This window comes from Xanthomonas sp. NCPPB 3582, assembly GCF_041475735.2.
GTDB lineage: Bacteria > Pseudomonadota > Gammaproteobacteria > Xanthomonadales > Xanthomonadaceae > Xanthomonas > Xanthomonas codiaei.
Window position 1 is genome coordinate 4,590,050 of the sequence record NZ_CM192968.1, and the last position, 13,422, is coordinate 4,603,471.

The following is a 13,422-nucleotide window of genomic DNA, read 5'->3' on the forward strand; positions in this document are numbered from 1 at the left end:
CCCATTGGCAAACGCTGAATTCAAGACAAGCGTGTTTTGATGCCCATAACTACCGAATGTATGTAACGATCACGAGCCGTGCACTGCCTTTGTACTAGTAAAAGTAATTTCTCAACCTCATTCGCTGCGTGCTCCCCTACAGTAGTCAAATATATAAAAATTGCAGGTTCATAGTATTCCGATTTGCGGCGCATGAGCCCGTAACACTCTTCGATCTCAAACTTATCACCCAAATCAGCCCAAGCAATATACTTTAGCCAAAACTGAAATTCCGGGTCTTCAGAAAAATTCGACGGCGGACTATCCAGAATTTCCGCAAGCCTATCTCCTGCAAATTTTACGAAAGATGCTGGCAATCCAGCCGATGAAGAAAAACCATAATCTGTTGATTGCCAATAAAGAACCAGAAGATTAATAAATGCTGTGATGTTATCCGGGCAGTCATTCAAAATCATCTCGTAACATTCAGCAGCTCTTATAAATTCATCAGAACACTCAAGATTTACCGCATCATCAATTCTCATTTAACTGCTCCAGCTGCATTTATTCCTGCGTTCATAATTTCACCCTCACGAACAGTAACCCATATTTGTTGACCGTTTCGTGCAGTGAATGTGTATGCCGAAACTCCAGCACTAGCTGCCTGTTGGGTAATTATACCTGCCTGCACAGCGTCGCTTCGGAGATAATTTGGATTTGAGGCAACCGCCCTAAAAATTTGAGCGAATCGCATCCGAGATGAGATAGTAGCAGGATTAGCGTGACCCGCCGCAACTCTGAAGATATGGCCTGAACGAGCCCAATTGAATGCGGCGCCAACAGGTACCGGCAAAAATTTAAACCCCGCTGAAAAAGCCCCTCCCTGTGGCGAGTTGAGAAACGGAATACCAACATCATGAGCAATCGCTCCGAAGTCAGTGAGACTACCTGTCCCTGTTAACCAATTTCTCTCACCAATATTTCGATCAAACCAGGTTCTTTCACTAACTTGATTGGGCGCCGACGTAGCGCTACCGTATGAAGTACTTGGAGCCGCTGGCACAGTGGATGAACGTGCTGACGCCGCCTGAATTGTTAGTCCGCCCGTACTTTTGCACATTCCGTCGTTGCTTTCTATGCGCGATCCTGTGCATCGCCCATCAGGATCGAAAAATCGGTAAGGATTATTTGCGGCGTACATATAGCGATTAAACAGTGCGCCGTTACTCATGTCAGCGTCGACCGGATCCACGCTCAGGAATCTTCCAGCGCTTGCATCATAATATCGCTGCTGCATATAAATCAGCCCGGTCCCGCCATCCATCGCATGGCCGGTATAGCCAACGCCATCCACGGTCTTGCCGATTGCTGCGCCGTAGGGCTCGTACTGGGTGCGCTCGACGACCTGGCCTGCGGCGTTGGTCGTTGCCACCGGGCTGCCCAGCGCATCGGTGTGCTGGTAGGTCACGCTCTCGGCGCCGCCCGCGGCAGGGCGCGCGCGCATGGCCACGACGCTGCCGGCCAGGTAGATGTAGTCGGTGTTGATGTCTTTCCGGGCGTCTTGCGTGTAGAGCAGCTGGCCCAGCTAGCTGTACAGCTGATAGTTGCAGGCCGCGCTGCCGCAGGCGATCACCCGTCGGCCGTAGCCGTCGTAGGCGTACCACTCCTTGTTTGCCACCGAACGCAACCGGTTGCCCTGCGAGAACGTGTAGCCTGTCCATTCTTGTTGGGCAGGTTACCCTGCACGTCGTAGCTCAGTCCCACCACGCTGGCGCCGGTGGCGACGTTCATCAGGTTGGTCAGGCGGTTGGCGCAGAAGCATTATTTAGACGCGGAAATAGCTTTTTGATGCCTCTCGATGCGCCGAAATGTCTTGATCTGCTTACCCAGATCGGGATCGTCTCGCAACTCAAGCAGCGTCATCTTTGCCTTGGACGATTTGGACCGAATTAACGCAAGCAGAAGCGGAGCGCGATCCATACCAAGACTCTTGTCGCCGAGCAGCCGAATCACGTCATCCAGCACCGTATCGTCCGCTGCGCCACTCAAGGCAAGCGCTGCCACATATCGGATCTTTGGCGATAAATGAAGGCTGTTTTTTTCAAAAATCTCTACAAGCTGATCCCAGTGCGCGCGTGCGTAGGGGGTCGCCAATCCCCGGAGCATTTCCTCCCTTACACTATCTGAATAATCGTGCGTCAATTGCTCAATCAATACCGGAACTGCTTTTTCATCAAATCTACCGTCTTCACTCAGTTCCCAGATCGCATTTACTTCGACACCCGCCAAATTCAGTGCAGCCACGACAGGAGCAGACTCCTTGGCATGAGCTACAATTGAATTCTCATGAGCAATATCTCGTGCGCGACGCATTTCCAGATATTCATTATCTACATTCAATTCAGCCATCAACTCTGCAGCCGTCTTTCTACCTTTCATGGAATATCCTTCAGAACTATATCGCCAGATTTAACTGCAGACTCAAGCGGAGCAGAAAGATTAGCTCCAGGCCTAACATAAAGATTAAACTGGAGCCCTTGTGATTTTGCAAAATCCACGTAATCACGGAGTTGTCTAGTATAGCTCAAGGATTGTGTGTTTTTTACTTCACTGAGCGTCTTCAGCCCTCTATTCAACCCATCAGCTATCCGGAGCCTTCCGTTTACAAAGAAAAACTCCTTTCCACCTATGTTATAGGAAGCACGAACCGCATCTTCGCCCATTCTACCCAGCCTGACCGCCATCAACCCGCTTCCTGCCAACTTGAATCCAGCCCCTTCGGGCATATCGAGCAAGGGATACATGACGTCATGTGCGATGGCGCCGAAATCTGTAATACTCCCGTCACCAGTCAGCCAGTTCCTATCGGGAAAAGCAGAAACAAAACCAATAGCAAATGAAGAGACTGCGGATGATTCACTGCCTCACCGGCTCGTTTGCTCCCAATGGGAACACCCCGAATAGCCGGCCCCAGGGAACCGCTACCCGCATAAATTTTTGACCCGGTAGTCTTTTCACATCGCCCATCTGGATCGATAAATTTGTAGGGATTGTTTGCTGCATACCAGTACCGGTTAAAATTTCCGCCAGTGGTCGTATCAGCGGTCACCGAGTCCATTGACGGAAACCTCGGAATCGTCGGATCGTAATAGCGCTGATCTTCGATGCCAGCGCCACCTACGAGGTCAGTGCCTACCTGGGCGAGCAGTACGGGTCGCTGGACACCGGAGCCGGCAGCGGCAACCCGCTTCGCCACGGCGACTTCCTGCGCGAGATCGACGCCGCCCTGTCGCGCACTGTCGGCCCCGGCGACCGGCCCACCGCCGCCGAAGTGGTGCTGCAGGTCTATCGCGACGTGGAAGAGGCTGACAAGTTGCACCTGTGCGTCTGGCGTGACAACACCGTGCGCAGGGAACGCGTGAGCGACGCCAACCTGGCCAAGACCCGCCGCCTGCTCGGCGAGAACGCCTACGCTCTGTGCAGACGGCGCAAGCTCAGCACCTGCTGGACCGACGATCCCAGACGCGCCATCGCCGCTGCCTTGCCGACGCTCTAGTCACAAGCCGACTTCAGCCCTGTCTAAGAATCGGTTCCTCGAAGTCGATTCGGCCAGCGTCAGCTTCTACCTGAAGATACGTTTGAACATCTTCCAAGCTGACGCTGAAGGGAATGCTCACCGCCATGAGATTGTGTCCACGTGAATACTCCGTGTAGCACCCCATAGTCACAAGACGTTCACTGACAGCATCAACGCAATCCCGATCAAAGAACACAACCCTCACCAGAGAATTTTTTGACCGGTGCACCAAACTATCGAACCAGCGATTTCCATCTTCTTCACGCACCCGCACAGTATCCCCGATTGTCGCAATGCGGACAAAAAATGGAACGTTGTCGATCACGTATTCATTGGGCTGTGCACTAGGCTCAGCCCACAAAGACTCCACCGCAATAGGAGGATAACCATCCTCATCCTGCTGCAATTGAAAATGGACCCTAACCGGAACAGTCACAGCTTGTCTCCCTTCTGTAAATTGCATTCGCGGCAAAGCACCTGTCCGTTATCAGGCGATCCATTCCCGCCCTTGGACTGCGGGATTACGTGGTCGACATGAGTTTCGTTCTTCGGCGGAGTCACACCAGCACGACTTTGCTGAGCGGGCACTGTTGCCTGACCACAATTCGAGCATTTCGTTTGTCCGCCGCTCTTTGCTGCGTTATCGGCTTTGACTTCGGCTTTACCCGCACGAGTGAACGGCTTACCTGCCCTCTCGCCGCCAGCAGCCCCCTTTACTGCATCACCAACCTTATCGGCAGCTTTAGCCGCGTCTGCTGCGTGGGAGCCCGCTCTAACAGCAGTTCCTAATCCCGTCGCGAATGGCACCACCGCACCGACAACATCGGCCCCCAATGCACCAGCATTCGTCCAACTCGGTTCTGTCGCCAGCGCATAAATGTCGTAGGCAATAAACCCGATATCGGCAATGGTGTCGATGATCCGACCATCGGGGTCCTTGAACTTATAGGGGTTGTTCGCAGCGTAGTTGTAGCGGTTGAAATTCCAACCGTTGTGCGTATCAGCGACAACCGGATCAACCGACAGGAACCGTGGAATCGTTGGATCATAATACCGCTGCTGCATATAAATCAGCCCGGTGCCGCCATCCATCGCATGGCCGGTGTAACCCACGCCATCGACGGTCTTGCCGATCGCCGCGCCATAGGGCTCGTACTGGGTGCGCTCGACGACCTGGCCTGCGGCGTTGGTCGTTGCCACCGGGCTGCCCAGCGCATCGGTGTGCTGGTAGGTCACGCTCTCGGCGCCGCCCGCGGCAGGGCGCGCGCGCATGGCCACGACGCTGCCGGCCAGGTAGATGTAGTCGGTGTTAATGCCTTTCCGGGCGTCTTGCGTGTAGAGCAGCTGGCCCAGCTGGCTGTACAGCTGATAGTTGCAGGCCGCGCTGCCGCAGGCGATCACGCGCCTGCCGTAGCCGTCGTAGGCGTACCACTCCTTGTTCGCCACCGAACGCAGCCGGTTGCCCTGCGAGAACGTGTAGGCCTGCCCATTCTTGTTGGACAGGTTACCCTGCACGTCGTAGCTCAATCCCACCACGCTGGCGCCGGTGGCGACGTTCATCAGGTTGGTCAGGCGGTTGGCGCCGTCGTAGTAATACTCGTAGCTGGTATCCCCGGTGACGTGCGTGCGCAGGTTGTCCTGCGCATCGTAGGTATAGCGATGCGCGCCGGTGCCGCCGAAACTGGGCGATGCGGCCACCCGCAACCGGTCGCGCGCGTCGTACTCCATGGTGCGGCTATACCCATCGCCACGGGTCTGATCCAGGATGGCGCTGACGTTGCCGTTGGGATCGTACTGATATTGATACTGCTGCGCGCCCGCATCCGACACCATCGCCGGCAGCTGCCGCGCGTTCATGGACATGCTGTGGACGACCCCGTTGCCGTAGGTGAAGCGTGCTATCGCGCCATTGGGGTGATAGCCGACTCCAGTGGCATAGGCGCCGACCCGGGTCGGCTGGCCAAGTGCATTCGGGGCGTAGTCCACCGATAACCCACTTGGATACACCTGGCTGGCCAAGGCGCCATTGGCGTCGTAGCCGTAGCCCACGCTCCAGCTCGTCCAGCCTCCGGTTCCTTCGCCGATCAGCAGCCTGCGACGGTTGTACTGGTAGGTGTTGACCACCGTCTTGCCGCCACCGTCAGTGGTGGTAGTCTCGATCCTGGCGGGCAGGCCATCGGGCGTGTAGGTCCAGCGCTGATCGCCGTTCTTGTCGGGAAAGGACAGCCAGGACAAGCGGTTGCGCGCATCGTAAGTGCGCAGCACCACGCGCCCGGAAGCCAAGGCCTCTTCGCGGTTGCAGGCCTGCGTATCCGGCAGCGACAGCCCGCTGGCCGTCCAGCCGATGTTGCCGGCAGCGTCGTAGTCGACCACCGTGGCGCCTGTCTCGGGTTCGATGGTCTTGCACAGCCGCTGATACTCGTCATACACATAACGACGTGCGATCGACACCGGCGGCGGAACACGGAACGCGCCGGAGTTGGCGATCAGGTTGTTTGCCGCACCGACTGGCGAGATCCCGTGGATGTAGATCAATTGGTTCGCGTAGCGTTGGCGTGCTGCCGCATCTAGCGGAATCGAAAAACGGTACGCGCCGCCTTGTGCGCGACATGCGCTGGCGACTCCGGCTTCACTAGCTTGGTTAGCAGACACAGCTGCAAAGAAAGTACCACTGCCCGCCGGGCCGCCGAGGTAGGCATGCACATCGATTGATGCGTTGCGTCCGGTCGAGCACGCCCAGCCCATGATGGTATAGGTACTGCCTTGACCTGCCCCCACCCCGTCGATATTGCCGGTGATGACAGATTGCTCGACGTTGACCGTCAATGGCGCGGAGGTGGTCTGCTTGCCATTGTTGTCGGTCGCACGGGCGGTGATGCTGTGGTTTCCCACAGGTGCACCTGTCCATGCGATCGCATAAGGCGCAGCGCCGCTGCTGCCGATTGCAGCGCCATTGGCGAAGTACTCGACCTGGGTGACGTTGCCGTCGCTATCGGAGGCATTGGCGGAAAGACCGACCGTGGCCGGCGCAAAAAAGGGAGTGCCAGTCGCAGCGTTCAACGCGACGCTCGGCGGCTTCTCGCCCGCAGCCACCACCGTGACTGCCGTGGTGGGGCTTGTTTGGGCACCGCCAAGATTACTGGTGGCACGCGCGGAGAACTGGTGTGTCCCGGCCTGCACTCCGTTCACAACAAACGAAATTGCTTCCTGGTTATTCACACGCGCGATGACAGCGCCATTTTGGTAAAGCGTGATACTCGAAACGCTGACGCCGTCGTCGATGGTACCAGCGGAGGCGCTGACCACAATACTGGCCGGCGCGGTTAGCGTCATGCCTGCTGCTGGAGCGTCAAGTTGAACCCAGACATAGGGGTTTGCTTTTTGCGCATACACGGCCGAGGACAGCAGCATCCAGCCGCATACGATAAGGAGAAAACGCAACATTCGGCTCGCCTTCAAAGTTTGGCCAATGCGTGCCGCTACGCCTATCCAGGCCTAGCGCCATTCTGATTCATTCGATTGCGGCCTGACTAACGGCCAGGCCCGGAGCGGACCAGCTCCAGCGGTTTGCCGAAGACATCGCGGGCGATCGTCGTCGAAACGCCTTCCGGTTCGTCGATTCCTATAGGCGCTGCATAGCTGGGCTGATCGAAGACCTGGAAGCGCTCGGTTGTCGCATTGCCGCGCGGATTGGTGGTTCTGCGCTGAAACCCCGCCAGGTACGCGGTGGTACTTGCCAGCACACCGCCCTCGGCGTCGTACTCCACACGGATCGCCCGCCCCAATGCGTCGTACTGGGTTCGCGTTCCGGGGACGGACTGGTTGTACGCAGAGATGCCCCGTTGCGGATAGGACTGGAACGCCATACGCCCCGCTCGGTCATAACGCTTGATGACCTGCACCGCTGTTCCAACCGGATCCGCCTGATCCACTGTTTCTTCCAGCACGGGACGCCAAAGCGCATCGAGATAGCTGGTGACCCGCTTGTTTCCCTGGGTGGTGATGACCCGCCAATGTCCGGCGGGAAGGCCAACCTCTGCGTTGGCAACGATGCGAAAATCAGAGACGGCAGGATTCCAGGCGATGCTATCGCCAGCGGGATAGCCCAGACGCGCTAGCCGCCCCATCGCGTCATAGCTATACGAGGCCGAATAGCCATTTTCATCGGTTGTGGCGTTGATCCAGCCCATGTCATCAACCACTGCCGACTCGGCAGCACCGTCCGCGTAGCGAATGGATTCGGGAATACCGCGTTTCCACGATGGGATCGCCGTGGTGTTGCCTGCACCGTCGGTCACGCTCGCGACCATGCCATTGGCATGGTAGGCAAGCGTCTGCTGTAGCTTGCCGAAGGCATAATGTCGCAGCGGGAGCGCGGTAGCGGCATCATAGTCTGTATTGCTGACGACTCTTCCGGTGGTGTTGTTGAGCTGACGCAGCGCTTGCCCCATCACCCAAAGCGCCGGCTGGTCATAATAGGTCACCGTGTCTTGGCGACTGAAACCCAGGCTGCTCCATCTGGTCGTTGTCAGCGGGCGAGCCATCGCATCGAACGCATCCACCCTGCGATTGAAAACGACGCCATCCAGGGAAACGCTCGTTGCACTCTCAGGGCGCAGGTACTCGGAGGAGAAACCATCGCCACGGTCCTGCTGCGTGCTGCCGATTTTGGCAGCGAATGGCTGGCCTTCGAACGGCCAGAGATAGTTGGTGGTCTCGACCTGCTGAATGGCAGCGGGACCCGCGCCGCGCTCCACCTTGAGAAGCTTTCCTTCGTTGTAGCGGTAGCTGTTGCCGAAGGTATAGCGGACCCAGATGCCTTCGGGCTCGGTGACCTCGGTCACCTGGGTGCCCGAACAGCTCTCCGACTTGCACACCACCGCCGCACAGTCGCCACTGGTACAGGTGGGACCAGTGCCCGGGGCAAACGAGGCGACACCGCCATATGCATAGTTCCATTCCGCCGGATCGATGCCAGGGCCGGACAGGCGCTTTTGTGTGAGCGCGAAACTGTCATAGGTCATCGCGTAGCGCGCAACGTCGTCGTTGGGATTGTTGTTCGGGGTGGTGTAGTTGTTGCAGACACGGGGAACGTTCGAACGCCCCCGACCGATCACAGAGACCGTGAACTCGCCCACCGCGCCGGAGGGATGAGTGATCGCCCCCCTTGCATCTGGAGGACTGACGATGAAACCAGGGTAACCGCACGTACGGACAATATCTTCTGGGGACACCGCTTGCTCGTAGACGATTGCCGCCGCTCCCAAGGCAGCCAGGTCAAACGACCAGCGACTGCCATCGGGCAGATCAATTGCAGTCAGATAGCCAACTTGGGCTGAAGGATAGGTGTAGCTGTAAATCCATGTCTGCGTCCCGCTGGTGACGCGAGAGATATGTCCACGCTGGTTGTAGGTCAGCGCAACGGATCGGCCATCGCTACTGGAAATGGAATTGAGCCGCGCGGGTGCATTTGCGGCATTGCTATAGCTGTAAGTGACCCAATTCCCGAAACGGTCTTCGACACGGGTCGCGTAGAGAACGGCTTGGCGCCGACCCAGATCGCTGGTGCCACCGCTCGTGGGACGCTGGAGCGTAGGCTCCATGTACTGCGCCTGCCAGTCGAACCAGTACCTCACACCGTCCGGACTGATCGCCAAAAACCCTTCGCCGGATGCATTCTTCTGCTTGGGAATGCAGGAAAAATAGGTGAAATCGGGAGTGACCCAGGTGTAAGGCCCCCCGCTCGCCGGCTTGGGCAAATTGGTGTTGTTGGCGACAAGCATGTCTTGTCGCCCGCGCCCAGGGATGATGAGTTGATTGCCATGCCAATACTCACTCGCCTGGAACACCGCCCCTTTTGCCGATGAAGCAGTGGGAGGCTGGCCGTTACCGTTGTGAGTGCACGCACTTGCCCAACCGGTTGTACTAGCAAATACGCCGGACAGGCGCGGTACCTCGAGGTCCCAATCGGCGAAGGAGAGATCTGTGAGAATATACCCCTGACGGTTGGTAACCGTCAGGCTACGGCCTATGCTTACATCCAGTGCATTGCCTGGCACATTCACATCGACATTCGAAAAACTCAATGTGCCGCTGTAGAGATCAACCTGATCGCCAAACAGCATTGGGCCCAACGCAGTCAGCGCTTGTCGGTTATGTATCAGTTTGTCGTACTCTTCCCAAGGCGCTCTGGCGGTGGATTGAGCACTTACCCAGCCACAGAAAAATAGTCCCAAAACCAGCGCAATCCCTGCCCGGCTAATGCACATTGCATGTCTCTTAAGGCGCCCTTGACTTTCTGATCATCCGAGCATGAAGTGATGCTTGTCAAGGAAAAACGCAAGTTTCGACCCAATGGCCTGCCCTCTTAAACCTGGAGGCGGAATGCTTCATGTCGTGCGTTGGCCCTCAGTGCGCCGCCTTCCTCCCGCGCAGCTTCTGGAAGCCGGTCACCACTGCCAGCACCACCGCGCCGGCCACCACGCCCACCAGCATGTTGCCAAGCGTCTCCACCAGCCAGTCCATGCCGCCGGCGCCCTTGGCCAGATCCATCACCACGTGATGCAGCGCGGGGATGTTGTGCACCAGGATGCCGCCGCCGACCAGGAACATCGCCAGCGTGCCGGCCACCGACAGGAACTTCATCAACCACGGCGCGGCCACCAGGATGCCGCGGCCCAGCGCGGCAAGCGACGCGCCTTTGCGGGTCAGGTACAGCCCCAGGTCGTCCAGCTTCACGATCGCCGCCACCAGGCCGTAGACGCCGACGGTCATCGCCAGCGCGATCGCCACCAGCACCGCCACCTGCTGGCCGAACGACACCTCCGCCACCACGCCCAGCGACAGCACGATGATCTCCGCCGACAGGATGAAGTCGGTGCGGATCGCGCCCTTGACCTTGTCCTTCTCCAGTGCCACCACGTCCACGCTCTCGTCGGCCAGTGCGCGGGTGCGTTCGGCGTGCCGCTGCGCGTCCTCGTCTTCGCTGTGCAGGAATTTGTGCGCCAGCTTCTCCACGCCCTCGAAGCACAGGTAGGCGCCACCGATCATCATCAACGGCATCACCAGCGGAATGGTGTAGCCACGCCCGCGCAGCCAGGCCTCCAGTGCGCTGATCGCCAGCGCCGCCGGCACCAGGATCACCTTGTTGACCAGCGAGCCCTTGGCCACCGCCCACACCACCGGCAACTCGCGGTCGGCGCTGACGCCGGTCACCTGCTGCGCGTTGAGCGCAAGATCGTCGCCGAGCACGCCGGCGGTCTTCTTGGCCGCGACCTTGGTCAGGATGGAAACGTCGTCCAGCAAGGTGGCGATGTCGTCGAGCAGGGTGAACAGGCTGGCACCGGCCATGCGCAAGGTCCTTCGTGGGTGGCCGGGGATTCTCGCCGATCCGGCGCCCGCGCGGGGTGATGGCAGGCCACTGCGCGTTGATTACCCGCCGATGCGCGAGCGCTGCCGGCACTGCCTCGCAGCCATGGCCAGCGCGTGCTGCCGGGCTCGCAAGCGATGGCGCGATGGCTCCGGATTCACCACCCGACGACCTGTCGCTGGCCACACTCGCCGCTTGCACGACGCCCGGAGAAGGCCTTGAGTCCCAACGATCCACAACGCAGCACGGCCCCGGCCGCACACCCGGCCGACCACGCCGTGGTGGGCGGCATGAGCCGGCGCACGCAGATCCTGCGCCTGCTGTTGCGGTATCGCGGATCGGGCGTGTTTGCCGGCATGAACCTGGATCCGGCGGCCATCAACGAGTACGAGGTGCCTGCCGAGGGCACGCCGGACCAGTTCGTCTCCGACCTGGAGGCGCTGGGCCCCACCTTCGTCAAGCTGGGCCAGATGCTGTCCACCCGCCCGGACATCGTGCCGCCGGAGTTCGCCACCGCGCTGGAGCGTATGCAGGAGAACACCAGCTCGGTGCCGGTGGAGCGCATCCGCCAGATCATCGAAGACGAGCTCGGTGTCTCGGTCAACAAGGCGTTCTCGCATTTCGATCCGGTGCCGCTGGGCTGCGCATCGCTGGCGCAGGTGCACCGTGCCGCCCTGCGCGATGGCACCCCGGTGGCGATCAAGGTGCAAAAGCCCGAGGTGGCCGCACAGGTGCGTTCGGACCTGGACGTGCTCAAGAGCTTCGCCACCGCCGCCGATCGGCTGACCGGCATCGGTCGCCGGGTGCGCTTTGCCGACTGGCTGGGCGAATTCGGCAAGACCCTGCGTGCCGAACTCAATTACCAGGACGAAGCCGAAACCCTGGTGCGCTTCGGCAAGCATCTCAAGCCCTTCCCGCTGCTATGGGTGCCGCAGCCGATCTGGGATCTGAGTAGCCGGCGCGTGCTGACCATGCAGCTGGCCGAGGGCGTGCGCGTGGACAAGATCTCCGGTCTGCGGCGCACCGAGCAGCCGATGGACGATCTGGCCGCCGAACTGGTCAAGGGCTACCTGGATCAGATGTTCGTGCACGGCGAAATCCATGCCGACCCGCATCCGGGCAACCTGCGCGTGCTGTCGGACGGGCGCCTGGCCATCTTCGACCTGGGCATGGTGGCGCACGTGCCGCCGCGCCTGCGCGAGCGTTTGCTCAAGCTGTTGTTCGCCGCGGTCGATGGCCGTGGCGAAGAGGTGGCCGAAGAGACCATCGCGCTCAGCACGCGGCTGGAGGATTACGACGAAGACCGCTACCAGCGCGAAACCGGGCAGATGATTGCGCGCTACGCCGCGCACGATGCCACCTCCGAAGGCCGCGTGGTGCTGGATCTGGTGCGCATCGCCACCTCCACCGGGCTGCGCACGCCACCGGAGCTGAGCCTGCTCGGCAAGACGCTGCTGAATCTGGAAGGTGTGTGCCGCGCGCTGTCGCCACAACTGGACACGCGCCGTATCGTCGAACGCCATCTGCAGCATGTGATGCGCGCGCGCCTGAAAAAATCCATGTCCGCCGCCAACCTGGCCAGCGAGGCGATGGAGCTGCAGCACCTGGTACGCGAAGGGCCGCGGCGCATGTCCGAGATCCTGTCGCTGGCGGCGGAAAACCGCCTGCAGATGCGCGTCACCGGGCTGGAAGAATCGCATCTGATGGAGAGCCTGCAGAAGATCGCCAACCGTGTCGCGGCCGGCATCGTGACTGCGGCATTGATCATGGCGTCGGCGCAGATGATGCGCATCGACACCGGCTTCAAGCTGTGGGGCTACCCCGCCATCGCGATGGTGCTGTTCCTGCTGGGCGTGGTGCTGGGCCTGGGCATCGTGGTCAGCGCGCTGCTGTTCGACCGCCGCGTACGTGCACGCGAGGAACGCGGCCACCGCTAGCGCTGCGCTCGATCATGCCGCGAGAATTTTGCTGCACGACATACGCATGGCTGCATGACAGTCCTTACTCATGCTGTATGGCCTTGTTGTGCTGCATAGCCTACGTCACTCGTGCTGCACAGTCTGCGTTATCTGCAAGGATGTAGTGCACTGCCGCCATTAAGAGCGGCTAACAAAACGTAGCGAGCGGTCGTCAGGTGGGTGCGGACGGCGCGGAGGAACCGCAGTGTACGAGTGGTACATGAGGATTCCGAGCACCGACCGCGCCCGCCTGGCGGCCGCGCAGTAGTTTTGCTAGCTGCTCTAAACACGTGCTACGTAGGTGTCCCACAGGTCTCGCAGCCACCTGCAGCAAGCCCCTCTCCCCGCGGGAGAGGGGTTGGGGTGAGGGTACGGAGCAACACCACGCACCAACACGTCGCCCAAGCACCAGGCGTCTTCGCACCACCGCCGGCCATACGACAAGCAGCAAGGCACAAGCAGGCTCTGACGATGATGCTGACCACGCCCATTGCCTGCAGCTTCGCGCTTGCACGCTGTGTGCGTGCTTTCGGACCGCC

General features: G+C 59.6%; 11 protein-coding genes and 1 other RNA gene. 2 read left to right on the forward strand and 10 right to left on the reverse strand.

The features are described from left to right. Nucleotides 1–20: 20 nt before the first annotated feature. The 5 genes from ACCQ05_RS19460 to ACCQ05_RS19480 form a co-directional block, all read right to left on the reverse strand. A complete protein-coding gene (locus tag ACCQ05_RS19460) occupies nucleotides 21–524 on the reverse strand; it encodes a hypothetical protein (protein WP_228961819.1) in 504 nt (167 codons plus the stop codon). Next, complete coding sequence (locus tag ACCQ05_RS19465) at nucleotides 521–1,447, reverse strand: RHS repeat-associated core domain-containing protein (RefSeq protein ID WP_324250800.1); 927 nt, start codon at nucleotides 1,445–1,447, stop codon at nucleotides 521–523. The genes ACCQ05_RS19460 and ACCQ05_RS19465 overlap by 4 nt, the downstream gene beginning before the upstream one ends. Nucleotides 1,448–1,800: 353 nt before the next feature. After that, nucleotides 1,801–2,418, reverse strand: coding sequence for a HEAT repeat domain-containing protein (locus ACCQ05_RS19470; protein WP_228961820.1), 618 nt, complete (start codon nucleotides 2,416–2,418; stop codon nucleotides 1,801–1,803). Beyond that, entirely contained in the window at nucleotides 2,415–2,783 is a 369-nt protein-coding gene (locus tag ACCQ05_RS19475; RefSeq protein ID WP_228961821.1) for a putative toxin, read from the reverse strand. The genes ACCQ05_RS19470 and ACCQ05_RS19475 overlap by 4 nt, the downstream gene beginning before the upstream one ends. A gap of 47 nt (nucleotides 2,784–2,830) precedes the next feature. Beyond that, the gene (locus tag ACCQ05_RS19480) at nucleotides 2,831–3,097 is read right to left on the reverse strand and encodes an RHS repeat-associated core domain-containing protein (RefSeq protein WP_267475652.1); all 267 of its coding nucleotides are present in this window, start codon (nucleotides 3,095–3,097) and stop codon (nucleotides 2,831–2,833) included. A 99-nt stretch (nucleotides 3,098–3,196) separates the two neighbouring features. Here ACCQ05_RS19480 and ACCQ05_RS19485 point away from each other — a divergent pair, with 99 nt between their 5' ends. Beyond that, the gene (locus tag ACCQ05_RS19485; protein WP_506191557.1) at nucleotides 3,197–3,535 is read left to right on the forward strand and encodes a DUF6037 family protein; all 339 of its coding nucleotides are present in this window, start codon (nucleotides 3,197–3,199) and stop codon (nucleotides 3,533–3,535) included. A 13-nt stretch (nucleotides 3,536–3,548) separates the two neighbouring features. Here the strand turns inward: ACCQ05_RS19485 and ACCQ05_RS19490 are convergent, their stop codons facing one another. The 4 genes from ACCQ05_RS19490 to ACCQ05_RS19505 form a co-directional block, all read right to left on the reverse strand. Beyond that, nucleotides 3,549–3,992 (reverse strand): DUF4265 domain-containing protein, encoded by a 444-nt coding sequence (locus tag ACCQ05_RS19490; RefSeq protein WP_228961823.1) that lies wholly within the window; start codon nucleotides 3,990–3,992, stop codon nucleotides 3,549–3,551. Beyond that, nucleotides 3,989–7,000 (reverse strand): RHS repeat-associated core domain-containing protein, encoded by a 3,012-nt coding sequence (locus ACCQ05_RS19495; RefSeq protein WP_228961824.1) that lies wholly within the window; start codon nucleotides 6,998–7,000, stop codon nucleotides 3,989–3,991. Before ACCQ05_RS19495 ends, ACCQ05_RS19490 begins: the two co-directional genes overlap by 4 nt. 86 nt (nucleotides 7,001–7,086) lie before the next feature. Then, nucleotides 7,087–9,825, reverse strand: coding sequence for an RHS repeat protein (locus ACCQ05_RS19500; protein WP_372392170.1), 2,739 nt, complete (start codon nucleotides 9,823–9,825; stop codon nucleotides 7,087–7,089). Between the two features lie 139 nt (nucleotides 9,826–9,964). After that, on the reverse strand, nucleotides 9,965–10,906 hold the full coding sequence (locus ACCQ05_RS19505; protein ID WP_228961826.1) for a DUF808 domain-containing protein: 942 nt from the start codon (nucleotides 10,904–10,906) through the stop codon (nucleotides 9,965–9,967). A 309-nt stretch (nucleotides 10,907–11,215) separates the two neighbouring features. On the opposite strand from ACCQ05_RS19505, the gene ACCQ05_RS19510 reads away from it, so the two are divergent. Continuing rightward, nucleotides 11,216–12,862: an ABC1 kinase family protein gene (locus tag ACCQ05_RS19510; RefSeq protein WP_244183736.1), complete on the forward strand. Its 1,647-nt coding sequence runs from the start codon at nucleotides 11,216–11,218 to the stop codon at nucleotides 12,860–12,862. Nucleotides 12,863–13,029: 167 nt separating this feature from the next. Here the strand turns inward: ACCQ05_RS19510 and ACCQ05_RS19515 are convergent. After that, a non-coding RNA gene (locus ACCQ05_RS19515) (sX9 sRNA) lies at nucleotides 13,030–13,105 on the reverse strand. Nucleotides 13,106–13,422: the final 317 nt, after the last annotated feature.